This is a genomic window from Flavobacteriales bacterium (assembly GCA_030584065.1).
Lineage (GTDB): Bacteria > Bacteroidota > Bacteroidia > Flavobacteriales_F > PHOS-HE28 > PHOS-HE28.
In genome coordinates, this window is the sequence record CP129489.1 from 2,817,908 (window position 1) to 2,843,396 (window position 25,489).

At 66.2% G+C, this 25,489-nt stretch carries 26 protein-coding genes; 6 read left to right on the forward strand and 20 right to left on the reverse strand.

Annotation, left to right across the window (positions count from 1 at the left end; all coding sequences use genetic code 11):
* Positions 1 to 44: 44 nt before the first annotated feature.
* The 5 genes from queA to QY325_11880 form a co-directional block, all read right to left on the reverse strand.
* Positions 45 to 1,094 (reverse strand): tRNA preQ1(34) S-adenosylmethionine ribosyltransferase-isomerase QueA, encoded by a 1,050-nt coding sequence (gene queA, locus QY325_11860; protein ID WKZ65455.1) that lies wholly within the window; start codon positions 1,092 to 1,094, stop codon positions 45 to 47.
* A gap of 145 nt (positions 1,095 to 1,239) precedes the next feature.
* A complete protein-coding gene (truB, locus tag QY325_11865) occupies positions 1,240 to 1,950 on the reverse strand; it encodes a tRNA pseudouridine(55) synthase TruB (protein WKZ65456.1) in 711 nt (236 codons plus the stop codon).
* Between the two features lie 100 nt (positions 1,951 to 2,050).
* On the reverse strand, positions 2,051 to 2,845 hold the full coding sequence (locus QY325_11870) for an undecaprenyl-diphosphate phosphatase (GenBank protein WKZ65457.1): 795 nt from the start codon (positions 2,843 to 2,845) through the stop codon (positions 2,051 to 2,053).
* A gap of 6 nt (positions 2,846 to 2,851) precedes the next feature.
* Positions 2,852 to 3,097: a DUF3098 domain-containing protein gene (locus QY325_11875; protein WKZ65458.1), complete on the reverse strand. Its 246-nt coding sequence runs from the start codon at positions 3,095 to 3,097 to the stop codon at positions 2,852 to 2,854.
* Positions 3,098 to 3,106: 9 nt separating this feature from the next.
* Positions 3,107 to 3,985, reverse strand: a complete 879-nt coding sequence (locus tag QY325_11880) for a permease-like cell division protein FtsX (protein WKZ65459.1) — start codon at positions 3,983 to 3,985, stop codon at positions 3,107 to 3,109.
* 61 nt (positions 3,986 to 4,046) lie between these two features.
* On the opposite strand from QY325_11880, the gene QY325_11885 reads away from it, so the two are divergent.
* The 3 genes from QY325_11885 to QY325_11895 all read left to right on the forward strand — a co-directional run bounded on the left by QY325_11885 (position 4,047) and on the right by QY325_11895 (position 9,461).
* The gene (locus QY325_11885; protein ID WKZ65460.1) at positions 4,047 to 7,148 is read left to right on the forward strand and encodes a class I tRNA ligase family protein; all 3,102 of its coding nucleotides are present in this window, start codon (positions 4,047 to 4,049) and stop codon (positions 7,146 to 7,148) included.
* 145 nt (positions 7,149 to 7,293) lie between these two features.
* Positions 7,294 to 8,115, forward strand: coding sequence for a DUF3108 domain-containing protein (locus QY325_11890; GenBank protein WKZ65461.1), 822 nt, complete (start codon positions 7,294 to 7,296; stop codon positions 8,113 to 8,115).
* Between the two features lie 68 nt (positions 8,116 to 8,183).
* A complete protein-coding gene (locus tag QY325_11895; protein ID WKZ65462.1) occupies positions 8,184 to 9,461 on the forward strand; it encodes a peptidoglycan DD-metalloendopeptidase family protein in 1,278 nt (425 codons plus the stop codon).
* On the opposite strand, the gene QY325_11900 is transcribed toward QY325_11895, so the two are convergent.
* Positions 9,458 to 10,099: an NAD(P)H-binding protein gene (locus tag QY325_11900; protein ID WKZ65463.1), complete on the reverse strand. Its 642-nt coding sequence runs from the start codon at positions 10,097 to 10,099 to the stop codon at positions 9,458 to 9,460. The genes QY325_11895 and QY325_11900 overlap by 4 nt on opposite strands.
* Positions 10,100 to 10,169: 70 nt before the next feature.
* On the opposite strand from QY325_11900, the gene QY325_11905 reads away from it, so the two are divergent.
* The 3 genes from QY325_11905 (at position 10,170) to QY325_11915 (ending at position 11,261) form a co-directional block, all read left to right on the forward strand.
* The gene (locus tag QY325_11905) at positions 10,170 to 10,757 is read left to right on the forward strand and encodes a hypothetical protein (protein ID WKZ65464.1); all 588 of its coding nucleotides are present in this window, start codon (positions 10,170 to 10,172) and stop codon (positions 10,755 to 10,757) included.
* On the forward strand, positions 10,738 to 11,025 hold the full coding sequence (locus tag QY325_11910; GenBank protein WKZ65465.1) for a transcriptional regulator: 288 nt from the start codon (positions 10,738 to 10,740) through the stop codon (positions 11,023 to 11,025). Before QY325_11905 ends, QY325_11910 begins: the two co-directional genes overlap by 20 nt.
* A 107-nt stretch (positions 11,026 to 11,132) precedes the next feature.
* Entirely contained in the window at positions 11,133 to 11,261 is a 129-nt protein-coding gene (locus QY325_11915) for a hypothetical protein (GenBank protein ID WKZ65466.1), read from the forward strand.
* Positions 11,262 to 11,319: 58 nt separating this feature from the next.
* On the opposite strand, the gene QY325_11920 is transcribed toward QY325_11915, so the two are convergent.
* From QY325_11920 to QY325_11985, 14 genes are all read right to left on the reverse strand, one after another.
* Positions 11,320 to 11,931 carry a chromophore lyase CpcT/CpeT gene (locus QY325_11920; GenBank protein ID WKZ65467.1) on the reverse strand — a complete coding sequence of 204 codons (612 nt, stop codon included), beginning with the start codon at positions 11,929 to 11,931 and terminating at the stop codon, positions 11,320 to 11,322.
* A 12-nt stretch (positions 11,932 to 11,943) separates the two neighbouring features.
* Positions 11,944 to 13,893 carry a (E)-4-hydroxy-3-methylbut-2-enyl-diphosphate synthase gene (ispG, locus tag QY325_11925; protein WKZ65468.1) on the reverse strand — a complete coding sequence of 650 codons (1,950 nt, stop codon included), beginning with the start codon at positions 13,891 to 13,893 and terminating at the stop codon, positions 11,944 to 11,946.
* Positions 13,894 to 13,946: 53 nt separating this feature from the next.
* On the reverse strand, positions 13,947 to 14,570 hold the full coding sequence (locus tag QY325_11930) for a DUF4230 domain-containing protein (protein ID WKZ65469.1): 624 nt from the start codon (positions 14,568 to 14,570) through the stop codon (positions 13,947 to 13,949).
* 13 nt (positions 14,571 to 14,583) lie between these two features.
* A complete protein-coding gene (locus QY325_11935; GenBank protein ID WKZ65470.1) occupies positions 14,584 to 15,495 on the reverse strand; it encodes a DMT family transporter in 912 nt (303 codons plus the stop codon).
* A 25-nt stretch (positions 15,496 to 15,520) separates the two neighbouring features.
* Positions 15,521 to 16,387 carry a hypothetical protein gene (locus QY325_11940; protein WKZ65471.1) on the reverse strand — a complete coding sequence of 289 codons (867 nt, stop codon included), beginning with the start codon at positions 16,385 to 16,387 and terminating at the stop codon, positions 15,521 to 15,523.
* A 41-nt stretch (positions 16,388 to 16,428) separates the two neighbouring features.
* Positions 16,429 to 17,007 (reverse strand): DUF502 domain-containing protein, encoded by a 579-nt coding sequence (locus QY325_11945; GenBank protein WKZ65472.1) that lies wholly within the window; start codon positions 17,005 to 17,007, stop codon positions 16,429 to 16,431.
* A gap of 112 nt (positions 17,008 to 17,119) precedes the next feature.
* The gene (locus QY325_11950) at positions 17,120 to 17,467 is read right to left on the reverse strand and encodes an MmcQ/YjbR family DNA-binding protein (protein ID WKZ65473.1); all 348 of its coding nucleotides are present in this window, start codon (positions 17,465 to 17,467) and stop codon (positions 17,120 to 17,122) included.
* Positions 17,464 to 18,228 carry a cyclase family protein gene (locus tag QY325_11955; GenBank protein WKZ65474.1) on the reverse strand — a complete coding sequence of 255 codons (765 nt, stop codon included), beginning with the start codon at positions 18,226 to 18,228 and terminating at the stop codon, positions 17,464 to 17,466. The genes QY325_11950 and QY325_11955 overlap by 4 nt, the downstream gene beginning before the upstream one ends.
* Complete coding sequence (gene hemW, locus QY325_11960; GenBank protein ID WKZ65475.1) at positions 18,218 to 19,342, reverse strand: radical SAM family heme chaperone HemW; 1,125 nt, start codon at positions 19,340 to 19,342, stop codon at positions 18,218 to 18,220. Before hemW ends, QY325_11955 begins: the two co-directional genes overlap by 11 nt.
* Before the next feature lie 3 nt (positions 19,343 to 19,345).
* Entirely contained in the window at positions 19,346 to 19,705 is a 360-nt protein-coding gene (locus tag QY325_11965; GenBank protein ID WKZ65476.1) for a hypothetical protein, read from the reverse strand.
* A gap of 10 nt (positions 19,706 to 19,715) precedes the next feature.
* Positions 19,716 to 21,221, reverse strand: a complete 1,506-nt coding sequence (locus QY325_11970) for a HAMP domain-containing sensor histidine kinase (protein ID WKZ65477.1) — start codon at positions 21,219 to 21,221, stop codon at positions 19,716 to 19,718.
* Positions 21,222 to 21,256: 35 nt separating this feature from the next.
* Positions 21,257 to 23,914: an AsmA-like C-terminal region-containing protein gene (locus QY325_11975; GenBank protein ID WKZ65478.1), complete on the reverse strand. Its 2,658-nt coding sequence runs from the start codon at positions 23,912 to 23,914 to the stop codon at positions 21,257 to 21,259.
* 97 nt (positions 23,915 to 24,011) lie between these two features.
* A complete protein-coding gene (locus tag QY325_11980) occupies positions 24,012 to 24,716 on the reverse strand; it encodes a pseudouridine synthase (protein ID WKZ67979.1) in 705 nt (234 codons plus the stop codon).
* Positions 24,717 to 25,086: 370 nt separating this feature from the next.
* The gene (locus tag QY325_11985) at positions 25,087 to 25,467 is read right to left on the reverse strand and encodes a YraN family protein (protein ID WKZ65479.1); all 381 of its coding nucleotides are present in this window, start codon (positions 25,465 to 25,467) and stop codon (positions 25,087 to 25,089) included.
* Positions 25,468 to 25,489: the final 22 nt, after the last annotated feature.

The window sequence follows — 25,489 nt, forward strand, 5'->3', positions numbered from 1 at the left end:
GAGCTTCTCCTCTCTGCGCCTCAGCGTCTCTGCGGCTGGTTGCTTCAGATGATCAGCATCGCATCCCCATAGCTGAAGAAGCGGTACTTGTCCTTGATGGCCACCTTGTAGGCATTCCATACGTGGTCGTAGCCGCCGAAGGCCGCCACCTGCATCAGCAGCGTGCTCTCGGGCATGTGGAAGTTGGTGATCATGCTGTCGGCGATGCTGAAGTCGTAGGGCGGGAAGATGAACTTGTTCGTCCACCCGTTGAACGGCTTCATGTGGTTCTCGGTGCTCACGCTGCTCTCGATGGCGCGCATGGTGGTGGTGCCCACGCAGCACACGCGCTTCTTGCTGTCCTTGGCGCGGTTCACGATGTCGCAGGCCTCCTTGGTGATGATGGCCTGCTCGCTGTCCATCTTGTGCTTGGTGAGGTCCTCCACCTCCACCGGGCGGAAGCTGCCCAGGCCCACGTGCAGGGTCACCTCGGCAAAGTGCATGCCTTGCAGCTCCATGCGCTTCATCAGCTCTCGGCTGAAGTGCAGGCCGGCGGTGGGTGCGGCCACCGCACCCTCGTGCTTGGCGTAGATGGTCTGGTAGCGCTCCGCATCGCTGGCCTCGGTCTCGCGGCGGATGTAGCGCGGCAGCGGCGTCTCGCCCATCTCGGTGATGGTGCGCTTGAACTCCTCATAGGTGCCGTCGAAGAGGAAGCGCAGGGTGCGGCCCCGGCTGGTGGTGTTGTCGATCACCTCGGCCACCAGCTCATCGTCCTTGCCGAAATAGAGCTTGTTGCCGATGCGGATCTTGCGCGCGGGGTCCACGATCACATCCCACAGCAGGCTGTCGCGATTGAGCTCGCGCAGCATGAAGACCTCGATCTTGGCGCCGGTCTTCTCCTTGTTGCCCCACATGCGGGCGGGGAACACCTTGGTGTTGTTGAGGATGAAGGTGTCGCCCTCATTGAAGTAGTCCAGGATGTTCTTGAACTTCTTGTGCTCGATCTTCCCGTCCTTGCGGTGAAGGACCATGAGCTTGCTGCCGTCGCGGTCCTTGGTGGGGTAGAGGGCGATCTGCTCCTTGGGGAGGTTGAACTTGAATGCGTTGAGCTTCATGGGTTTGGGCGGGGTCTTACGGGGCCTCGCTCCCTGTTTGGGGCGCCGAATATAAGCGCGCCGTGAAGCGAACGTCAACGCGATGCGCGCTCGACAGCAGGGCCCGATTTCCGACGGCTGAAAAGGACGTTTCGACGGGCCGGGATCAACCCCTGTCGGGAAGGGGTGCGATGCGCTGCGCCCAGGCCGCCGGCGGGTGTGCCGCCTCCACCCGGTAGGGGCCGATGGCCGTGCGGCGCAGGGCGCTCAGGTAGGCGCCGCAGCCCAGCACCTGCCCCACGTCGTGCGCCAATGAGCGGATGTAGGTGCCCTTGCTCACATGCACCTCGAAGTCGACGTCGGCCCCGCGGATGGCCGTGACCTCCAACCGGGTGATGAGCACCTTCACCGCCGGCATCTCCACCTGAACGCCCTCCCGGGCCAGGAAGTAGCCGCGCTCACCCTGGTGCCGCTTGGCCGAATAGAGCGGTGGGCGCTGCTCCACCTCGCCGTGGAAGCGCTCGAAGGCGGCCCGTATCTCCTCCTCCGACAGCTGCTCCCAAGGCCCCACCGGCTCGGGGGCCGTCTCCAGGTCGTAGCTCGGGGTGGTGGCCCCCAGGGTGACGGTGCCGAGGTAGGCCTTCTCCAGCCCGGTGAGCTGCGGCAGCTCCTTGGTGCGGGGCCCGTAGGCCATGATCAGCAGGCCGCTGGCGAGCGGATCGAGCGTGCCGGCGTGCCCCACCTTGAAGTTCTTGCGCTTCACCACGCTGCGCATGGCCCCGCGGATCTTGCTCACGGCATCGAAGCTGGTCCAGCCCAGCGGCTTGTCCACCAGGATGAGGCCGCCGGTCTCAGGGGTGAATTCGAAGTCGTGCAAAGAAGGAGGAGCATCAGCCGCAGGAGCGCGGCGCTGCAAAGAAAGGCAAGCCCATCGAGCCCTTGGGTGAAGCCGCGCGCCGTCGCGCCGTTCCGGCGGCTCAGAGCATCTGCATGGGCACCCCCAAGAGGTGCAGGGCGATGATGAGGCCGCCCACGGCGATGCGGTACCAGCCGAAGGCCTTGAAGCCGTGCCGGGTGAGGTAGCCGATGAAGCCGCGGATGGCGATGATGGCCACCACGAAGGCCACCAGGTTGCCCACGGCGAACAGCTGCAGGTGCTCGCCGGTGAAGGCGCCGCCGTCATCCAGGTAGTCGTACATGGACTTCACCGTGGCGGCGAACATGGTGGGCACCGCCAGGAAGAAGCTGAACTCGGCCGCATGCCGCCGCGTGAGGCCCTGGGTGAGCCCGCCGATGATGGTGGCCGCCGAGCGGGACACGCCGGGCACCATGGCCAGGCACTGCCACGCGCCGATGATCAGCGCGCGCCGCCAGCCGATGGGCTGCGGGCCCGCCTCGGTGCCGCCGGGCGCCCAGCGGTCGATGAAGAGGAAGACGATGCCGCCGCCGAAGAGCGCCAGCCCCACCACGAAGACGTTCTCCAGCAGCAGGTCGATGGCGTCCTTGAACAGCAGCCCCGCCGCCACGGCCGGCAGGAAGGCCACCAGCAGCTTCAGGTAGAAGTCGATGCTCTGGAAGAAGCGCTTCCAATAGAGCACCACCACGCTGAGGATGGTGCCGAACTGGATGGCCACGGTGAAGAGCTTCACGAACTCGTCCTGCTCGATGCCCATCAGCGTGGAGCCGATGATCATATGCCCCGTGCTGGAGACGGGCAGGAACTCGGTGATGCCCTCGATGATGGCCAGTAGGATGGCCTGCAGCAGCGTCATGCGCGACTAGTCGGCCTTGCTCTTCTTCAGGATGGCAAAGGCCACGAAGAGGTAGCCGATGAGCGTGACGATGGGGGCCACGGTGATCCGGCGCGCGCTGAAGATCTCGTCGGCGTTGAAGGCGTTGGGGTCGCCGCTGCCGCCGCCGCTCATGAGCAGGAAGCCCGCCACGACGATGGCCAGGCCGATGACGAAGAGCTTGTAGTTGGTGGCGGTGAACGCCAGGTCGTTGAAGTGGTTCTGCTTGGACATCGGTTCGGTTCAGCTCCAGTGCAAGGCCTCGTGATCCATGCGAAGGTAGCGGCCCACGGCGATCCAGGTGGCCAGCAGGGCGATGATCAGCCCCACCGCCACCACCCCGGCGAAGAGCAGGCCAAGGGAGACCGCATCCGTGAAGGCCAGCAGGTCGGGCACATGGCGGCGCCCCAGCCACAGCAGGCCGGTGAGCCCGCCCACGGCCAGCACCGCCGCCACCAGGCCCTGCCACAGGCCGGCCAGCAGGAAGGGCCGCTTGATGAACCAGCGCGTGGCCCCCACCAGGTGCATGGTGCGGATGAGGAAACGCTGGCTGTGCACCGCCAGCCGGATGGTGTTGTTGATGAGCGCCACGGCCACCACCAGCAGCAGCACCAGGAAGATGAGCCCGCCCAGGTTGAGGGTGACGAAGTTGCGCTGCATGTTCTCGATCACCGCGGCGTTGTAGGCCACATCGTTGAGCCGCGGGTCCTTGCGCAGCCCCTCCACGATCCACCGCATGCTGTCCGGGTGCGCATAGGCCGGGCGTATGCTCAACTGGATGTTCGGGTCGATCGGGCTCACCCCGCCGAGCAGCTCCAGGAAATCCTCCCCGAGTTCCTCCTCCATCCGCGCGGCCGCCTCCTCCGGCGTCACCAGCACCGTGCCCGCGCACCACGGCTGCACGTCCAGCTCCTTGCGCAGCTTCATCACGTCCACCTCCTTCTGCCCACGCTTCAGGAAGAGCTCCACCCGCACCTGCTCCTTGAAGTAGCGCTCCAGGGCGCGGGCGTTGAGCAGAATGAAGCCCTGGATGCCCAGCATCCACAGCACCAGCGTGATGCCGATGATGGTGCCCACGCTGGTGGTGCGCGTGCGGGACCTGATGCGACGGGCGGCGCTCATCCGGCGGCGAAGGTATCCCGCGCACGGATGCCCGCTACTTTCGCCGATCCATCGCACGGACATGGCTTACGAGCACAAGGACATCGAGCGGAAGTGGCAGGGTGAATGGCGCAAGCGCGGCACCTACCGGGTGACCAACGATCCGTCCAGGCCCAAGTACTACGTGCTCGACATGTTCCCCTACCCCAGCGGTGCCGGCCTGCACGTGGGGCACCCGCTCGGCTACATCGCCAGCGACATCGTGGCGCGCTACAAGCGGCACAGCGGCTTCAACGTGCTGCATCCCATGGGCTACGACAGCTTCGGCCTGCCCGCCGAGCAGTACGCGATCCAGACCGGCCAGCATCCCGCCCAAACGACCAAGACCAATATCGAAGGTGGTTTTGATAAGGAAGGAAGACCGGTTGCCGGGTACAGGAATCAGCTGGACCGTATGGGCTTCAGCTTCGACTGGGACCGCGAGGTGCGCACCAGCGATCCGTCCTTTTACAAGTGGACCCAGTGGATCTTCCTGCAGCTCTTCGACAGCTGGTACGACCACGCGCAGCAGAAGGCCCGTCCCATCAGCGAACTGATCGCCTGTTTCGCCGAGAAGGGCAGCGCCGGCCAGGACACCAGCGTGCTCACGGGCGACATCGAGCGCTTCGTGGGCGGCTTCTCCGCGGCGGAATGGAACGCCTTCGATGAGCGCACCAAGCAGATGGTGCTGCAGCATTTCCGCCTGGCCTACCTCAGCGATGCCTGGGTGAACTGGTGCCCCGCGCTGGGCACCGTGCTCGCCAACGATGAGGTGAAGGACGGCGTGAGCGAGCGCGGCGGCCACCCCGTGGAGCGCAAGCGCATGAAGCAGTGGAGCCTGCGCATCACCGCCTACGCCCAGCGCCTGCTCGATGGGCTCGACGGGCTGGACTGGAGCGAGAGCATCAAGGAAGCCCAGCGCAACTGGATCGGTCGCAGCGAAGGCGCCACCGTGCGCTTCCCCATCGGCGCGGACTTCATCGAGGTCTTCACCACCCGCCCCGACACGCTCTTCGGCGTCACCTTCATCACCCTGGCCCCCGAGCATGTGCTGGTGGACAAGTTCACCACGCCCGACCGCAAGGCCGAGGTGGAGGCCTACGTGAACACCGCCAAGAACCGCAGCGAGCGCGAGCGCCAGGCCGAGGTGGACAAGGTGAGCGGCGTGTTCACCGGCAGCTACGCGAGGCACCCCTTCACCGGTGCGGATGTGCCCGTGTGGGTGGGCGATTACGTGCTGGCCGGCTACGGCACCGGTGCCGTGATGGCCGTGCCCGGCGGCGACCAGCGCGACTGGCGCTTCGCGAAGCACTTCGGTCTGCCCATCATCGCGGTGACCGAGGCTGCCGATATCGAGAAGGAGGCCGACGAGCGCAAGGACGCTACCATCTGCAGCGAGGGCTTCCTCAAGGGCTTGAAGGTGCCGCAGGCCATCACCCGCGCCATCCAAGAGCTGGAGAAGCTCGGCGCCGGCGAGGGCCGCACCAACTTCCGCCTGCGCGATGCCGCCTTCGGCCGCCAGCGCTATTGGGGCGAGCCGATCCCCATCTACTACCAGGACGGAATCCCCTATCCGCTGCCGGAAAGCGAGTTGCCTTTGAAGCTACCCGAAGTGGACAAGTTCCTGCCCACGGAGGACGGTGAACCGCCCCTGGCCCGCGCCGCCAACTGGAGCTATAACGGCTTCCCGTTGGAGACCACCACCATGCCCGGCTGGGCCGGCAGCAGCTGGTACTTCCTGCGCTACATGGACCCGAAGAACGAGGGCCGGTTCGCGTCACCCGAGGCGATCAATTACTGGCAGCAGGTGGACCTCTACGTGGGCGGCAGCGAACACGCCACCGGCCACCTGCTCTACTTCCGCTTCTGGACCAAGTTCCTCTTCGACCGCGGCTGGATCAACTTCGATGAGCCCGCGAAGAAGCTGGTGAACCAGGGGATGATCCAGGGGGTATCTGCCTCAATACACCCGACCGAAGTGTCAATCGGACCAGCTGAAGCTGCTGATCGCATCAAGGTTCCTCAGGTTCTCATTTCTGCAGATCTCTATCAGGACTGGACATCTGGCTCCCGTCAACTTCAAAGCGCTGCTGCAAAGGAGATCAATCAACAACTCACGGTGCTTTCAGAACGAGTTCGGCAGAATGCCAAACTTGGCTCTCTTCAGTTCCTGGTTCCCGAAAACGGACCATTCAACAAAAGGAGTTTGCTCATTCCTATTGATACCCTTCAACCGGATTCTCAAGGTCGTATTTCAAGTGAGGAGACGCGTGTGAATGTCGAGGCTCTTTGTGCATGGCGAGATGAATTCAACGATGCGTTCCTCGTGCTTCGCGGTGATGACTTTCATGCCGAGCGCGCCATTGATAAAATGTCGAAGTCGAAGTGGAACGTAGTGAACCCTGACGAGATCATCGATCGCTACGGCGCCGACACGCTGCGGCTGTACGAAATGTTCCTGGGGCCGCTGGAGCAGAGCAAGCCCTGGGATACCAACGGCATCGAGGGCACCTACCGCTTCCTGCGGAAGTTCTGGAATCTGTTCCACCAGAGTGGAGATAGCGGTAAGGGTGGTGAAAGCGGTGAAAGGGAGGGTGCGGCCTACGCACAACCTGGCCACAGCGCACCTGTAGCGTCGACCCACCGGGTCGACCCGATACAGGTAAGCGAAGAACAACCCACAAAAGCAGAATTGAAGGTCCTGCACGCCACCCTGAAGAAGGTGACCGAGGACATCGAGAAGATGTCGTTCAACACCAGCGTGGCGCAATTCATGATCGCGGTGAACGAGCTGGGCAGCCTGAAGTGCAACAAGCGCGCGGTGCTGGAGCCGCTGGTGATCGCGCTGGCGCCCTTCGCGCCGCACATCGCCGAGGAGCTGTGGGAGAAGCTCGGGCATGCCACGAGCGTTACCACCGCACCCTGGCCGCAGTGGAGCGCCGAGCACCTGGTGGAGGACAGTTTCAGCTACCCCATCAGCTTCAACGGCAAGACACGCCTGCAGCTCGAGTTCCCCATCGCGCTGGATGCCAAGGCGGTGGAGGCTGCCGTATTGGCCAATCCCGAGGTGCAGGCCCGCCTGGAGGGCAAGGCCCCGAAGAAGGTGATCGTGGTGCCTAGGCGCATCGTGAATATCGTGGTGTAATGCACTGTGTATTAGGTCATTAGGGCATGCGCATTGCACGCTCCCGGGCCTAGGGCGCAACACGCAACCCGCCCCCGCGCAAGCCATGCGCACGCTTGGCTCGGCCAACCGCACCGATCGGCATGTACCTTGCGTTATGGGGTGCATGGCACGCACATCCACTTTCCTGTTGGCGGGTCTCGGCCTTCTCACCATGGCCTTCGCCCAGAGCGACCGTCCTGCTGAACCCCCGCCCGCCCCGGCGGCGCCGTCAGGGTTCCGGACGGTGAACCACAGCGCCTTCAAGCCGGGCGAGAAGCTCACCTACATCGTGCACTACGGCATCGTGAATGCCGGTGAGGCGGTGGTGGAGCTGAAGGAGGGCGACCAGGAGATCATGGGCCGCAAGGTGTGGCGCGCCGTGGGACGCGGCCGCAGCCTGGGCGCGTTCAACGCCTTCTACAAGGTCGACGACTACTACGAGAGCCACTTCGATGCACAGGGTGTGTTCCCGTGGATCTTCCAGCGCCGGGTGAGCGAGGGCGGCTTCGAGTTCAGCCAGGACTACATGTACAAGCAGCACCGCGGCGAAGTGACCACGCAGAAGAACCAGACGCACAAGGTGCCCTCCAGCGTGCAGGACATGCTCAGCGCCTTCTACTACGCGCGCACGCTCGACTTCAGCAACGCCAAGCCCGGCGACGTCTACACCATCGAGACCTTCCTCGACGACGAGCTGTGGCCGCTGCAGATGAAGTTCATGGGCAAGGAGACCATCAAGCTGCGCAACGGCAGGTACAAGTGCATGCGCTTCCAGCCGGTGGTGCAGGAGGGCCGCATCTTCAAGACCAACGACGACCTCAACGTGTGGATCACCGACGACGGCAACAAGATCCCCGTGCTGGCGCAGGCCAAGGTGCTGGTGGGCTCGATCAAGATGGAGCTCAGCGACTATGAAGGGCTGAGCCACCCGATCGCGAAGCTGTAACAGCGCATCGTGGAAACGCATCCAACCGCCCCGGCCCCAGCGCCGGGGCGGTTGCTTTTCTTGCCGCCATGAAGCGGTGGGTGAAGTGGGGCATCGGCGGAGCCGTGGCCGCAGCGGCGGTGTATGTGCTCATCGGCGTGGACGTGCGGCCGCATGTGGAGTACGTGGAGGAGCCCGTGGCCGCGGACACCGCCACGCTTCCCCTGCCGGCGCCCACGGTCTTCGGCGTCTCCATGGAGGGCCTCACGCTGCGCGAAAGCAAGGTGCGCCCCGGCGCCACCTTCAGCAGCATCCTCACCGCCGAGGGCGTACCCCTGGCCGTGGCCCATGCCGTGGCCGAGCGCGCCCAAGGGCTCTTCGACGTGCGGCGCCTCCGGGCCGGGCATCCCTTCGCCTTCCTCACGCCCGACACCGCGGGCGCCACGCCGCGCTATTTCATCTACGAGGCCGACCCCGTGCGCTACGTGGTCTTCCACCTGCTGCCCGAGAACCTCTACGTCACCGTGGGCGAGCGACCCGTGGAGACCAGCCAGCACGCCATCGCCTGCACGGTGACCGGCGCGCTGTACAACGACCTCGCTGCGGCGGGCGCCGATCCCGTGCTGGCGGTGCTGCTGAGCGAGGTCTTCGCCTGGACGGTGGATTTCTACCGCATCCAGAAGGGCGATGTGTTCAGCGTGACCTACGCCGAGCGCACCGTGGAAGGGCAGCGCGTGGGCCCGCCCGAGGTCCTGGCGGCCCGCTACACCAGCGGCGGCGTGGCCAAGGCAGCGTTCCGGTTCGGCGAAGGGAAGCAGGCGGCCTACTACGACGAGGACGGCAACAGCCTGCGCAAGGCCTTCCTGAAGGCGCCGCTGAAATTCAGCCGGATCACCAGCGGCTTCACCATGAAGCGGCTGCACCCGGTGCAGAAGGTGATGAAGGCCCACCTCGGCACCGACTACGCCGCACCCTATGGCACGCCCATCCTGGCCGTGGGCGATGGCGTGGTGGAGCAGGCCGGCCGCACCGGGGGCAACGGCAACTTCGTGAAGGTGCGGCACAACAGCGTGTACACCACCCAGTACCTGCACATGCGCCGGATCCTGGTGAAGCAGGGCCAGCGCGTGCAACAGGGTGATGTGATCGGCGAGGTGGGCAGCACCGGGCTGGCCACCGGGCCCCACGTGTGCTTCCGCTTCTGGAAGAACGGCCAGCAGGTGGACCATCGGCGCGAGGAATTCCCCAGCGCCGAGCCGATCGCCGCAGCCGACCGCGCCGCCTTCACCGCCCTGCGCGACAGCCTGGGCACGGGCCTCGATGAGGCCGAACAGGCGCTGGCCCAAGGCCGCCTGGTGAACTTCTAAGCGCCTGCCAGCGCGCGGATCGCCCGGTGCGCATGCGTGCCGCCCGGCTTGCCGATGCAGTTGAGCAGGGCCTTCGCCAGCACATCGTGCGGCATGGGCTTGTACTTGTCCGGCAGCAGCGGGGCCAGGGCTTTCGCCACCACGATGCCGATGCGCTCGCCGGTGCGCTTCTCCTTGCGCGGGCCGGTGAGGATGGAGGGGTGGAAGATGTGCAGCTCGGGGAAGCCCATGCCCTTCAGCTCCTGCTCCATCTCGCCCTTCACCCGGTTGTAGAACACGCGCGACCGCGCATCCGCCCCGATGGCGCTCACCACGGCGAAGCTGCGCACGCCCAGCTGCCTGGCCCAGCGCGCCAGGCCCACCACCAGGTCCTTGTCCACGTGCATGAACCGGGCCTGGTCGCCGCCCACCTTGCGGATGGTTGTTCCCAAACAGCAGATTACCGCGTCCACCGGCTCAGGGCGCAGAGCGGAAAGGAGGTCGCCGTCGCCTGGAATCCATTCCGTGAGCTTGGGGTGCCGGATTCCGCTGGAGCGCCGCGCTAGGGATGCTACGCCCGTGATGCCACCGGCGCTCAGGGCCTGCTCCAGCACCGACCCGCCCACGAGGCCCGAAGCCCCTGCCAAAAGGATGCGCATGACACAAATGTGGGCACCATATTGTTTACTATATAGACTTGTCTATATTTGCCCAAAATTCAACCCGACCATGGAACAGCAACTCACTCCCGACCAGAGCCTGCGGCTCATTGAGAGCATGATCGGCCAGGCCAAGCGCAGCTTCAGCCGCTACAGCTTCTACTTCCTGCTCTGGGGCATCCTGCTCACGGGCGCCATGCTGGCCACCTACTTGCTCAGTGGCCTCAGCCCATCCGTGCGCCACGGCATGCCTTGGGGCGTCGCGGGCATCGCGGGGGGGCTCATCAGCTCCATCCATGGCGCGCGCCAATCGCGCAGCGAGCTGGTGAGCAATCCCATGGACCGCATCGTGGGCTGGGTCTGGGGCAGCTTCGTCATCACCCTGATGCTGGTGCTCTTCGGCACCTTGCGCAATGGCCTGGACCCCGGCCCTGCCGTAACGCTGCTCACCGGCCTCCCCACCTTCCTGACCGGCCAGGTGCTGAGGTTCCGGCCGCTCATCGCCGGAGGCCTGCTCTTCTGGGCGGCGGGCATCGCCATGCACTTCACCGCGGACGCGGGCCTGCTCACCGCGCTCTATTGCGGCGCCATGCTCTTGGGCTACATCATCCCGGGATTCCTGCTGAAGCGACAAGAGGATGCCCTTCGCGCCGCTTGACCCCGTGCTGCACAACCAGCTGCGGCTGGCGGTGATGAGCCTGCTGGTGGGCGTGGACAGCGCGGATTTCAACTTCCTGCTCGAACGCACCGGCGCCACGCGCGGCAACCTGAGCGTTCAGATCTCCAAGCTGAAGGAGGCGGGCTACATCGAAGTGACGAAGAGCTTCAAGGACAACTACCCCAATACCTCCTGCCGGGTCTCGTCAACAGGGCTGGCAGCATTCGAGGCCTATGTAGCCGCTATCAAGGGCTACCTGGGCAAATGAGGCGGGGATGGGCTTGACAAGCTCCGTCGATCACCAGTCGGAATCGGTCGAAAAGCGGGAACCGGGTGCGCCGCGCGCCGTTCACAGGACCCGAAGCACCGACCACCATGGAAACGAAATACCGCACCCTCATCCAAGCCGCCGTGCTCTTCCTGCTGCTCGTCTGCGTATCCGCCACCAATGGCGACGGTGCGCAGGCCGCCGAGGCCACCGCCCAGGTGGCTGCCTCCGAGTGAACCGCATCCATACACCATACACCGAGGCCGTGCCCTGTAAGGCGCGGCCTTGGTGCGTTCACCGGGTCCGCTTCAGGAATACGTAGCCGCCCTTCTCAGCGCCCCACACCTGCCTGCCGTCGGCATTCCAGCCACGGTCCCAGCTCACCATGCGGTCGGCGCTGAGCACCACTTCGCTGGTCGTGTAGCTGGCCCCTTCGCGGGTGCTGGGGCAGCGTCCCTCCTCGGTGCTGCCCACGTAAGTGTCGCCGCGTCGCCGCAGGGTGATGTCGCAACCCTCCAAGGCCACCAGCGAGTCGGGGGAAAGCGTGGCCAGCTTCACAAGGTCCTTGTAGGCACCGAAGAAGGTCGCACCGCCCTTGATGGTGTGGATGCGGCTGATGAAGGTGCTGTCGTTCTCCTCGCGCAGGTGGTAGATCCGCTGGCGGTAGGGTTTCTCCTTGCTGGCGGCCGTGGCCTGCTCCACGTAGAACCAGGCACCATCCCGCCGCTTGGGCCAGATGCGCACCATTTCCAGTTCGATCTCGAAGTAGCTGCTGTCGGCCTGTGCTTGTGCCGCGCTGGTGTAGGAACCGGCCATCGTGTAGGCCAGTTGCTCCAGGGCGCGGGTGCGCTGCGCGTACGACCAGCAGGGCAGCACAAGAAGGGATAGGAGGACGAGGCGGCGCATGGTGGCGGGAAGTTAGCCCTCCGCCTCCACCCACATGCCGTGCTCCTTGATCAGTGCGATCAGTTCATCCACGGCCTGTTCGCTGGGCACGTTGCGCTTCACCACTTCCTTCTCGCGGTACAGGGTGATCACGCCGGGGCCCGTGCCCACGTAGCCGAAGTCGGCGTCGGCCATCTCACCGGGGCCGTTCACGATGCAGCCCATGATGCCGATCTTGACGCCTTTCAGGTGGCTGGTCCGCGCGCGGATCTTGGCCGTGGTCTCCTGCAGGTCGAAGAGCGTGCGCCCGCAGCTGGGGCAGCTGATGTACTCGGTCTTGCTGGTGCGCGTGCGGGTGGCCTGCAGGATCCCGAAGGCCGTGCGGCACACCAGGTCCTCGCGACCGCCTTGCTCATCCGCGATGAAGACCCCATCGCCCAGGCCGTCGATCAGCAACGGACCCATGTCGGTGCTGCTGTGCAGGACCAGCGTATCGTTCGAGATCGCTCCATAGGCCCGGCCGATGATCACCGGTACCGGGCATTCCTGCGCAATCAGTTCGAAGAACAGGCGGCGCTGCTCGGCCATGCCGTGCGCGTTGTGCGTGTCGATGAGCAGCACGGCGGTGGGGTCGGCCTTCAGCGCGGTGATGAAGGCGTCATCCAGGTCTGGCAGTGTGGCGTACACCAGGTTGAACTGCGGGTGGCGTTCCGCACCGCCGAGGTAGTCCTTCTTCGTGAGGAAGGGGTAGTGCCGCTCCTTGCTCTTGTTGGTGAGCCAGGTGGCGTGCTCCTGCACGATTCCCAGCGTGCCCGGGATCTCGAAGTTGATCGTGTGCTTGCCGATGAAGGCGTAGTCGCACGCCTGGTCGGTGATGTTCCACTTGTCCAGCGGCACGCTGTAGCGGTAGCCCCAGGCGAAGAGGGTGGCGGGTGTGATCTCCTTGCGGCCACTGAGATCGGCCATCACCACGGGCACATGCCGCGCGCCGATGTTGAGCACCTCGCGGCTGTGGCGGCGCTGGTGGCTGAAAGGATCAACGGGCACCTGCGCCACCTCGGGGATGGGCGCGTGGCCGCGGCGGTCGTTGTAGCGGTCCACCAAGGCGCGGGCCACGGGGATCTCGAACTCGGGGTCCTCGGTGAGGCTCACGCGCACGGTGTCGCCGATGCCATCTTCCAACAACGCGCCGATGCCCGCCGCGCTCTTCACACGCCCGTCCTCGCCGTCGCCCGCCTCGGTCACGCCCAGGTGCAGCGGGTAGTCCCAGCCTTCGGCCATCATGCGGTGCACCAGCAGGCGGTAGGCCTGTACCATCACCTGCACGTTGCTGGCCTTCATGCTCAGCACGATCTCGTGGTAGTTCTCGTCGCGGCAGATCCGCAGGAACTCGAAGGCGCTCTCCACCATGCCCTCGGGCGTGTCGCCGTAGCGGTTCAGGATCCGGTCGCTGAGGCTCCCGTGGTTGGTGCCGATGCGCATCGCGGTGCCGTGCTCCTTGCAGATGCGCACCAGCGGGGTGAAGCGCTCACGGATGCGCTCCAGTTCCTCCGCGTATTCCGCATCGGTGTACTCGCGCACATCGAACTTCTTCTTGTCGGCGTAGTTGCCGGGGTTCACGCGCACCTTCTCCACGATGCGGGCGGCCACTTCCGCGGCATTGGGCGTGAAGTGGATGTCGGCCACCAAGGGGGCGTTGAAGCCCGCTGCACGGATCCGCTTCTTGATCTCGGCCAGGTTCTCCGCGTCCTTCTTGCTGGGCGCGGTGATGCGCACCAGCTCGCACCCGGCCTCGATCATGCGGATGCTCTGGGCCACGGTGGCGGCCGTGTCCATGGTGTCCGTGGTGGTCATGCTCTGCACCCGGATGGGATTGTGGCCACCTATTCCGATGTCGCCGATGCGGACGGCGCGCGTCCTCCATCGTTCGTAGCGGGTGAGGCTGGGGCAGTACTGCCAGGGGGCGAGGGCGGTCACGGACATGGCTGGGAATCAGGCGCGAAGATACCCGGGAACACGCGGGGCGCCGCTTCGGTTCAGTCCTTGATCCAGGCGCGACCGTCCACGGGCGAAACGCGGTCGTCGAAGGTCCAGCCCGCGTTCTCCACCACAGCCTTCAGCACTTGGAGCATCTCGTTGCGTTGGGCTTCGGCGGCCGCATACAGGCCGCTGGCCGCCACTTTGCCGCGTATCAGCTCCTTGGCCTGCGCGTTGATGCGGGTGTGGTCCGCGGCGGAGAAGGTGTTGAAGGTTCCTTCCTCCAGGTCGTAGTAGTCCACATCGTGCTCCAGGGCGAGCAGCTTCGGCTTGTCCATGCCCAGCAGGCGCACGGTGCGCGATCCTTCGTCGAACTCCAGCTTCATCCCATCGAGGTCGTAGCCCACACTGGCCCGAGCGGTCACCCGCAGGATGGCCTGTTTCTGGTTCCAGCTCAGCTCCTTGGTCCAGTCGAACCAGGCCGCACTATTGTCGCGGTAGGTGTAGAGCTCGGTGAAGTCGCCCTCGACGGTGACCAGCTTCAGCACGGGCCGTACCCGCTCCAGCAGCACCGTGGAGCTCACGGCTTCCGAGGGCGTGTCCGGCCGATAGGCCTCCCGCGTCAGGAAGAAGACAAGCAGGCCGACGGCCAGCAGGATCAACAGGCCCTTGATGCGGTCCATGGGGCAAAGGTCGTCACCCGCGCCCCAGCGGATCGGGCTCGGCCACCTCGGCGATGGCGCTGCGGCGGTGGTACCAGCCGTTGACGAAGAGGCAGATGAGGATGATGGCGATGCCCAGGTAGGAACCCGGCTGCAGCCGCTCCTCCTCGCCCCAAATGAGCAGGGCGATGAGGATGGTGTACACCGGCTCCAGGTTCACGGTGAGCATCACGGTGAAGGGCGAGAGCTGCCGCATGACCACGATGCCGGTGACGAATGCGAAGGAGGTGCAGACGAGGCCGAGCAGCAGGTGGTAAATGATGTCGCTGGTGGGCAGGTCCCAGAGCGGCGGAGGCAGGTCGCCGGCGATGGCCAGGCCCAGGCCCATCACCACCGCCACGCTGGCCATCTCGTAGAAACTGATCCGGAAGGCATTGTCGCGGCGCACGAGCACCGCATTGATGATGTTGAACCAGGCGCTGAGCAGTGCGCTCAGCACCGCCACGGCGATGCCCAGCCGGTGCCCGCTCTCCAGCCCGAAGATGAGCAGCAGGGCCCCGATGACCACCACGCCGAGCACCACCTCGTACGCGCGGATGCGCCGCTTGAACCAGAAGGGCTCGAGCAGGGCGGTGAAGACGGTGCTGGTGCTCAGGCAGGCAGCGGCGATGCTGGCCGTGCTGATCTTGATGGCACCGTAGAAGGTGATCCAATGCCCGGTGATGATGAGCCCGGTGAGGAGGTAGACGCCCAGCTTGGGCGTGCGCCAATGGAGCGACCGCCCCATCCACCAGGCCATGAGGGCCAATCCCGCCACGGCGATCACCGTGCGCGTGTACACCAGGTGCAGGGTGCCCTGCTGGATGAGCTTGCCGAAGATGCCGGTGAAGCCCCAGATGAGCACCGTGAGGTGCAGGAGCCCGAGGGCCTGTTGGCGGCTGCGCATGCGCGGTGCGCCAAGGTAGGCGGGCTCAGCGGATGGCGTCGAGCTTGGCCCGGAGCTGCTGCACCAGCTCCTCCTGCCGCTGCACCTCCACCCGCTTCCGCTCCTGATCCTGGAGGTTCTTCCTGACTTCCTGCGCGAGCTCCTCGGCCCGCTTGCGGGCGGACAGCTCGTCCTCCCCGGCCCGCTTGCGCTTTTCGGCTGCGCGCGCCTGCTGCTTCAGGAGGTCGGCAAGGAGCCGCTCCCCCTCCGCATCGGGCCCTTGGGCATTCTCCTTGCGCTGGGCCTCGGCCTTCCGGCTCACCTCCTCCGCTTCGGCCGCCAGCCGTTCCTGCTCCGTGACCGCCTCTGCGGCCCGCTGCCGGCTGCGCTCGATGCCCGCTTCGGCCCGCTCCTTCTCGCGCTGCAGGCCGTTGAGCTCGCTGATGAGCCGGGCCAGCCCCTTTTCCGCCAGGGTCAGCTCCTGCTGGGCCAGCTGCCGGCGCAGCAGGGTGCTCCGCTCCTGCACGAACGCCTTGGCGGCCTCGAAGGCGCGCGGGTCGCTGGAAGGGGCCATCCAGCCCTCGCGCGTGAGGACGGCGACATGCGCCGTGAGCATGGGCACGCCCTTCCGCTGCTCGGCCTTCACCAGCACGCGCACGGTGTCGGGCGATACCTGGGGGAGCAGTGCGCCGGCGGCGACCACCTCCTTCTTGTTGGAAACGGCCTGGCTGATGCCTTTCAGCTCGTCCTTCCACCACGCCTCCACGAACCGCGCATCGGTGCCCTCGAAGGGGAAGGTGAAGGTGGGATGAACGCCATCGCTGAAGGCGTAGGAACCGATGGAGACGGCTGGCTGGCCCGTGCTGGGCAGGGGGGCTGCAGCCACGAGCAGGAACAGGGCAAGGAAGCGCATGTCCCCAGCGCCTGACAAGCGGCGTGCCGCACCGTTGGGGGTCATTCGTCGGCGACTTTGGAGACCCCTCCGCTCACCACGAACTTCATGACATCGGCCGGCTCCGCATCAATCGGCCTCACATTGGCTCGGGGCACCACCATGAGGTTGCCGCTCCAAGCGAAGGCGTGGGGGAAGTAGACCGCCACCATGTCCGGCCCGATGCCCAGATGCTGCAGGTCCTCCTGGGTGATGAAGCCGAGGCGATGCGCCTCCATGCCCGCGCCAAGCCGCACCATCACCGGCCGGTCGAACTTGCGCTTGCTGCCCACGAGGGCCTCCATCAAGTCCTTCAGGGCGCCGTACATGGTCTTGATCACCGGCACGCGCTGCAGCAATTCATCGCCGAAATCCGCCAAGGGCTGGAAGAGGATGGTACTGCCCAGCCAGCCCACCACGGTGATGATCGCGAGGAGCGTAGCCAGGCCCAGGCCCGGAATGTCGAGCGGGATGATGCCATCGAGGAAGGCCAGCACCCGCCAGAGCGTCCATACGATGACGGTGATGGGCACCAGCAGCAAAAGCCCCCGGAAGAAGAACCCGAGGACGATGCGTCCCGTGCGTCGGCCGTTCAGCGCCATGGGGCGAAGGTATTGGGCCCGCGCAGGCCGTCGGCAATGCGCCGCGGCCCCTTGGTGGGCCACAGGGCGGCCGTGCACCACCTGCTGCGGGCGGCTGCTCGCCGGTCCCGGCCTAATCGAGCTGCTCGCGCACCTTTTTCGGCAGGCTGGCCCGCACCAGCGCATAGCTGTGGTCCACCAGCTCGAGGAGCAGCTTGCGCGGGACGGACCCGGTGACCTCCACCGTGTTCCAATGCCGCTTGTTCATGTGGTAGCCGGGCACGATGCCCGGGTAGCGCTCGCGCAGCTCGATGGCGCGCTCCGGGTCGCACTTCAGGTTGATGGTGGCGAAGACATCGAGCGGTGCCAGTGCAAAGATCTTCCCGGCCACGCGGAACACCAGCACGTCGGGCCCAAAGGGTGCATCCCAGCTCACACCGGACTTGGTGCTGCAATGGGCCTGCAGCTCTTCGATGGTCATGGCAGCACCGCGTAGAGCACCGGACGGCTCGGGGCCGCATCGTTGATGAAGTGCGGCAGTTGCAGCTCCAACAGGTAGTCGCCGTCCGCCGCAGCGGTCGGCACATGGATGAGCTCGGTGATGGTGCGCTCCAGGTCGACCGATGCGGGGAAGTCCCAGAAGGCATGGTGCGCTGCCAGCACCCCGCCGTCCTCCTCGCGGTCCACGCTGGGCAGGTCGAGGAGGAGGTGCTTGACGCCGATGCTGCGCAACCAGGCGCAGGCCGTGCTCTGGAGGTAGCAGGGGTTGCTGCCGCTCCATTGCCGGGTGGCGGCGCCCTCATCATTGGGTAGGGTGCGGATCACGAGTGCCTCGGGCGGACGCTCGCTCACCACGCTGCGCAGCTGTTCCAAGGTGATCACGCGGTCCTCGCGCTGATCGGGGGCCCTCCGGCCCTCCGGCCTCACGCTCACCATCTGGGCCGTGAAGAAATACCGCTTGAGGAGACCGCCCACCGGATGGCACTCGGGGCTGATATGGCCCACGCTCTCGGTGTGGGTGCCATGGCCGTGCGGGTTGAAGCGCACGTCGCGGAAGTTCACCGGCGCACCCTCCCTGACGGCGAAGACGCGGTCGCCCATGCGCACGGGTTCCATGGCCACGGGCCCCACGTGCCAGGCGCGCGGACCGGTATCCCCCGCAGCCAACGGGAGCGAGAGGTCGATCGGCTGGGAAAGGTCGACCTTGAAGCGGCGCCCGCGGTGCATGATATCAGCCAGCATCGTCCACGATGAACAGGTCGCTTGCGATCCGGTCCGCGAAGTGCCTGCCCGCTCCGGTCAAAACTAACCGCCCATCGCGCAGCTCCATATGCCCGGTGCGCATCCATCGGTCAACGGCGGCCCGTTGAAGGCGCAGCACGTCGAGCTCCAGCATCGACAGTTCAACGCCGCGGCTGGTGCGCAGGCCGGTGAGCAGCCGCTCGTTGGTGCGCTGCGCGCGCGTGAGCGCTTCCTCCTCCCAGTAACCGGCGCCGGCGGCCACGCCATGGACGTACCGTGCGTTGTTCGCCACGTTCCAGCGGCGGCGGGTGCCGAAGAAGGAGTGCGCGGAAGGCCCGATGCCCAGGTAGGGCACGCCTTCCCAATAGCTGGTATTGTGCCGTGACCAGTGCCCCGGACGGCCGAAGTTGCTGATTTCGTAATGCTCCAGGCCGGCCTCGCGCATGCGCTGCATCAGCAGCTCGAACTGGTCGCTCTGCGCCTCGTCGCCCGGCATGGCCACCAGGTGCTTCCCCACCTGGTGGGCCAGCGCCGTGCGGGGCTCCACCGTGAGGCAATAGGCGCTGAGGTGCGGCAGGCCGTGGTCGAGGGCGATGCGGAGCTGCTCCTCCCACTCCTGCAAGGTCATGCCCGGCAGCCCGTAGATGAGGTCGATGGTCCAGGAAGCGAATCCGGCCTTTGCGATCAGCCCGATGCTGCGCAGGGCCTGGTCCGCGTCATGCGCGCGGCCCATCCACCGCAACCGGTCCTCGCGGAAGCTCTGTGTACCGAGGCTGATCCGCGTGATGCCGATGGCCCGCCACTGCTCCAGCCGTGCCTCGGTGATGTCATCCGGGTTCGCCTCCAAGGTGACCTCGGCGCCGGCTTCCACGGCGAGCAAGCGGCGCGCCTGCTCCACGAAGGCCCCGATCGCCTGCGGCGCGAGCAGGCTGGGGGTGCCGCCGCCGAAATAGATCGTTCCGAGCGGCGCAGCCGGCTCAGCGCTGCGCGCCTCCAGTTCGCGATGCATGGCACCGAGCACCGCCTCGCGCCCGCGCGTGGAGATGCTGAAGTGGAAGTCGCAGTACGTGCAGGCCTTCCGGCAGAACGGGATGTGCACGTATAGGCCGGCCATGGCCTAGTCCAGCAAGCGCGCCCAGAGGTCGGAGTACGAGGCCTCCAGCCCGGGTGCCGGGAACCGCCAGTAGTGCAGGTCCGCGAGGACGTACACCGTCACCGCCTGCAGCACCAGGGCGGTGATCCAGAGCCTGTTCGTGCGGATCGGGGCGAAGCGATTGAGGAGCATGGTGACCGCCAGGGGCGCCCCCAGGTAGAGGATCATGTCCGTGGTCACGTGCCAGCCCTGCAGGAACGCGGGGCCTCCGATTCCGAAATCGGCGTTGTAACGGTAGCAGGCATAGGCCAGCAGCAGGCCGAAGATCATGGCCGACATGCGGCTCAGTCGCTGCCAGGGCGGTTGCTTGGTGCTCGGTTGCATGGGGGTGTGCTCAGGTCTTGAGGGTGATGCGGAACGTGGTGCCTTTGCCCGGCGCGCTCCGCTTGACGAAGATGCGGCCGCCGTGGTACTGCTCGATGATGCGCTTGCTCAGGGACAGGCCCAGGCCCCAGCCGCGCTTCTTGGTGGTGAAGCCGGGCTGGAAGACGGTGCGGTGCTGCGCGGACGGGATCCCCTTGCCGGAATCGGTCACGTCCACGTGCACCTGCCCGGCCTCGGGAACGATCTCGATGGCGATGGAGCCCTCGCCCTCCATGGCATCGATGGCATTGCGGATGAGGTTCTCGATCACCCAGCTGAAGAGCGGGCGGTTCAGCGGCACCTGCAGTTCGGTGTCCTGCGGAGCGGTCACCTCGATGCGGGCTCGCGCCGGCAGCCGCGGACGCAGGTAGAGCACCGTGGCGCGCAGGGTGTGGTAGAGCTTCTCGGGCGCGAGGGCCGGCGCCGAGCCGATCTTGGAGAAGCGCTCGGTGATCACCTCCAGGCGGTCGAGGTCCTTGCGCATCTCCGCGATGGCCGCCGGGTCGGTATCCTGCTGCTTGAGCAGCTCGATCCAGGCCATGAGCGAGCTGAGGGGCGTGCCCAGCTGGTGCGCCGTCTCCTTGGCCATGCCCACCCACACCTGGTTCTGCTCGGCATTGCGGAACACGCTGAACAGCGCGTAGGCCACCAGCAGGAAGAGGGCGAGGATGGCCAGCTGCACATAGGGGAAGTAGCGGAGCTGCCGGATCACGAGGCTCTCCTCGTAGAAGATGTAGTTGCGCCCCTTGCCGGGCAGGTCGATGGCGATGGGCGCATTCACCTGGGCCATGGCCGCCAGCCGGGCGCCCAGGGCGGCGGTATCCGCACGCACCTCCTCCTCCACGTTCGCCGTCTCCAGGATGCGCGTGCGTGTGCTGTCGGTGTAGATCACCGGCACGGCAGCGGTGCTCATCACGGTCTCGGAGATGAAGCTGCGGATGATGCCATCCATCACCTCCTGCAGCTCGGTGAACACCTTGCTGTCCTTGTAGTAGAGGTACTGCTTCTGATTGCCATGGATGGCGATCTCGATGGCCGGACGCAAGGCGGCCATGCTGTCCACTTCGGCCCGCAGGCGATCGGGGTGGTTGACCACGGCCGTGTCGAGGTTGCGGTGGAACTTCACCTCGCGACGTGCGTCCACGATCACCACGGGCACGGTGGTGTTGTCGCTCACCACGCGGAGGTAGAAGGAGAAGTCGGTCTCCTCGGCGCGCCCCAGGCGCTGCATGGCATCCGCCAGCAGCTGCACCTTTTTCCGCTCCTCATCGCGCAGCCGCTCGAAGAGCCGTTCGGTGTAGTTCACCAGTTCGGCGCGGTTCTGCACGGCCTCGGCCCAGAGCCTCACCTTTCTGCGCTCCTCGGCGCGGATATCCTCCACGATGCGGCTGCTGTACCACAGCGAGGCGCCCACGAGGAGCATGGCCACGGCGGCCAGCACCAGCTTCCAGCGTTGCTTGCGCGAATACAGATCCACGGGGTGAAGGTCGCTATCCGGGACGTTGAATCCCCTTATTCCTCCACCGTCACCTTCCCGCCCTCGTCCCTCTCCTTCTCGTCCTTGAAGAGGCGGTCGATGCCCCTGCGCGGCTTATCCTGCACCAGCGCCGGCGGGGCGGCGCTATCCGGTTCGATGACGATACGGCCATGGGTGCTCTCGCGCTGCTTCTCCGCCAATGTGCCTTCCGGCTTCCTGCCCAGGATGTCCTCCCGGAGGATGGCGCGCAGCTCCTGCTTCTCCTGCTGGAACTGCGCGCGGCGCTTGGTGGCAGCCATGGCGCCATCGTTCTCGAAGATGGGCTGCTGCGCCGTGCCGCGCATGCGCAGGAATACGCGCATGCCGGTGCCATCGTCGGCGATGGGACCGAACTCATCCTTGGCTGGCTTGCCCAGGCGGAAAAGGTCGCTGAGGCGGAAGTTGAGGCGGTGATCGATGCGGTCGTCGAACCAATGCGTGCCGGCCAGCTCGATGTCCAGGGCATTGCTGCGCACGTCCATCAGCGGCACATGCACCGCGCCGTCGCGGATCTCGATGCGGTTCTCGAGCCTGGCGAAGCGGATCTCGGTCAATCGCTTACGCAACTCATCGGTATCCACGAAGGGCGCCACCAGCTTGTTCTTGCGCAGGTAGTCGGCAACGGCGAGCAGTTGCTGCTGCTCCTTGATCGCGCCGTTGTCCACCGCGATGTCGATGGTGCAGGCGATGCGGTCGCGGTCGAGCTTCATGGCAGGCGATAGCGGCGCGCGGAAGACGATGCTGGCGCGGGCGGTGCCGCTGAGGTGCCGATGGCCGATGAAGTCCTGCCCGAAATCCCGGAACTCACGGAAGAGGGCCTTCACCTCGATGTCCTTCACCTGCGCATCGATGGCGAGTGGATAGAAAGCGGATCGCTCACCGCCACGCGCATCCAGTTCCAGGCTGCCCAGTACGGCGCCCTCGGCAGTGCTGAAAGTTACCGGCGATGCACGCAGCACGCGGTCCTTCAGGCGGATGGTTCCGTTGATGCCCGTGGCCCGAAAGTCCTCGAAGAGCAGCTCATCCACTTGCGCGCGCAGGTCGAGCTCGATGGTGGCGGGCAGCACCAGCGCGTAATCGCTGCTGCCGGTCTTGGGCGCATCGCTCTGCAGCAGCGCTGCCAGGTCGAGCCGCTCGCTGCTGCCCTTGGCCTCGATCACCAGGCGCTCCTGCTCGAAGAGCACGAAGGGCAGCAGGTTCCGCAGCGTGCCGCTCAACTCGATGGGACTGCCCTGCACCACGGCCTTCAGCCCACGCACGGTGGCATCGTTGCCCTGGAGGGCCAGCTCGGCGTGCAGCTGCTCCACCCGGTGGCGGATGCCCTTCACCTTTAGCGTGGCGTCGGAGAGCGCCGCGTGGCCGGTGACCTTCAGCGCCCGCAGGTCAGCGGGCCGCAGATCGGCCATGTCGCGCAGGTTGCCCTGCACCTTCAGGTCGGCCGTGAGCCGGCCGGAAGCCAGCTCCAGGGTATCCACGCCCGCGATGCGCAGGAGTTCGGCGATGCCCATGTCGCACCGGATGTCGGCCTTTACCTGGGCATTGCGCACGCCGCCCGATGTCCAGTCGGCGCGCAAGGTTCCACTGCCACTGCGTGCGCTCAGGTCCTTCACCTTCAACCGGCGCACGCTGCCATCAGGCCCCAGGTCAAGGGCCAGCTCTCCGAAAAGATCGGTGACCGCTGCGCCGCTGCGCTTCTCCTTCAGCTTCGCCTTGTTCACCTTGGCGCCGATGGACAGGGCCGGCCCAGGGCCGTCCAGCAGCCCTCCGTAGCGCACTGCAAGGTCCAGCTCGCCGCTCAGGCTGAAGCGGTCGATGGGGGTGCGCAGGGCCGCTGGCAGCTGCTCCACGGTGCGCTCCAGGTCAAGGCCCAGGCCGCTGGCCCGCAGCTCCAGTTCCTTTCCCTTGGGCCCGGCAAGCACGGCCAAGCTGAGCTGCAGCGGCACCCGGCCCAGCTGCACCTCTCCCTCCGTGATGCGGAAGGCGCCTTCGCCGAAGGCCATGCGGAGCGCAAGCTGGGTCTCCCGGTCGCTGAGCAGCACGCGGCCGCCGCGCTCCAACCGGTCAAGATGGGCATCGCCCAGCAGCCGGACCTCGCTGGACGCTCCGAAACGTCCAGCCAGGGCAAGGGCCTTGCTGCGTGCGCGCACCAGCAGGCCCGAGCGCGCATCGGTGTACCGCAGCACCAGCCCATCGACGCTCAGCTCCTCCAGCGCAATGGGCGAATCGGCGGTGGCGCCGGAGTCGACGCGCCAGATGCGGAAGTTCTCGGCTCCATGGCCATCGAGGCCGGGATAGAGCCGCACCGCGCTGCCATGGATGCGCTGCACGGTGTAGTCGCCCCCGAAGAGGTCGAGGAGGTTGAACTCCAGGAAGAGCTCCTCGGCTGCCAGCAGTGTATCGGGGGGGCGCCCATCGGTGCGCACCTCATCCACCTTCACATCGCGCAGCCGGATGCTGGCGCTGGGGAAGCGCGCCAACAGGGTGAGATCGATGCCGCTCACGCTCACGGGGGCGAGCAGGCGCTCATTCACCGCACCCACCAGCCGGGCCTTCACCTCATCCTCATACGCCGTGGCGATGACCGCAAGTACGCCGGCAGCCAGCACGAGCACCGCAGCGAACGCGAGGAGGAAGGTGCGGGCCTTGCGCAGCATGGGGAAGGTGCGCAAGCTACCGGCGCCCTGAAGGGGCTAACGGCAATTCCCGTGCTGTTCGTTCACAGCGCGGTGTTACCTGCAGGCCGAAGGGGGGCTACTTCCGCTTGGTCAGGAACAGCACCTCCTTTTCGCTCAGGTGCCGCCATTTCCCGCGCGGCAGGTCCTTCTTGGTGAGGCCCGCGAAGACCACGCGATCCAGCTTCACCACCTCGTAGCCGAGGGCCTCGAACATGCGGCGTACCACGCGGTTGCGGCCCATGTGGAGCTTAAGGCCCACCTCGCGGCGGCTGGCCCCTTCCACATAACGCGCCTCATCGGCGCGGGCGGGGCCATCTTCCAAGGGCACGCCTTCAACCAGCTGGTCAAGGTCGGCCTTGGTCACGCTCTTGTCCAGCGTCACGTGGTAGATCTTCTCGGCGCCGTGGCTGGGATGGGTGAGCTTCTTGGCCAGGTCGCCGTCGTTGGTGAGCAGCAGCAGGCCGGTGGTGTTGCGGTCCAGGCGGCCCACCGGGTAGATGCGCTCTGCGCAGGCCTGCTCCACCAAGGCCATAACCGTGCGACGATCGCGCGGGTCCTCGGTGGTGGTGAGGAAGTCCTTGGGCTTGTTCAGAAGCACGTAGCGCTTGGTCTCGCGGCTGAGGCGCTGGCCGCCGTAGTGCACCTTGTCGGTGGGCTTCACTTTGGTGCCCAGCTCGGTCACCACCTGGCCGTTCACGGTGACCACGCCGGCCTTGATGAGCGCATCGGCATCGCGCCGGCTGGCTACGCCGCTCATGGCGAGGTAGCGATTCAGGCGGATGCTGCCATCATCCTCTCCGCGCGGCTCGGGCTTGGGCCTTCCCCGGTAGCTGCCGGAACGCTCCTTCGCACCGCCCTTGCCGGGCCCCGGCTTCCTATAGGGCGGCTTGCGTTCACCGCCCTCCCGGTCTGCACGCCGCGTAGCCGGGCGATCGTCCCGGCCGGATGGAGCCGCGGCCTTGCGCCCCCCCTCGAACCGCCGTTCGTCCGTTCGCTTCGGACGCTCCGTGCTTCCTCCTTCGCGCACGGCCTTGGGCGGCCTTTTGCCGAAGCGCTTGGAATGGGGCGTGCCATCGGCCCGGGCGCCGGGGCGCTCGTCGGCTTTCGGCTTGGGCGATGGCTTGCTGCTGCGCTGGCGGCCGCGGCCGGGATTAGAACGGCTTGTCATGGTTGGTGGGATAGAACGCGTCGGGGATGTGGTGGATGTAGGGCTTCCCCGAGGGGTGCAAGATCACGCTCACGATGTCGAATCGGGCCGCAAGGTCGCACCCGGTGGCCAGGATATAGGCATTGGCAGCCTTGATGAGCTTGCCGCGCTTGCCCTTCTTCACCGCCTCTTCGGGCTCGCCGTGCTGGCTGGTGCTGCGGGTCTTCACTTCCACGAACACGATGCAGCGCTCGTGCCGTGCCACGATGTCGATCTCCAGCTTGCCGTGGGTCCAGTTGCGCTCCAGCACCTCGAAGCCGCGCTCCTCCAGGTAACGGCACGCCAGTTGCTCACCCTCGGCGCCGGTGCGGTTATGCTCGGCCATCTGTAGAGAAAAGGTGCGTAAC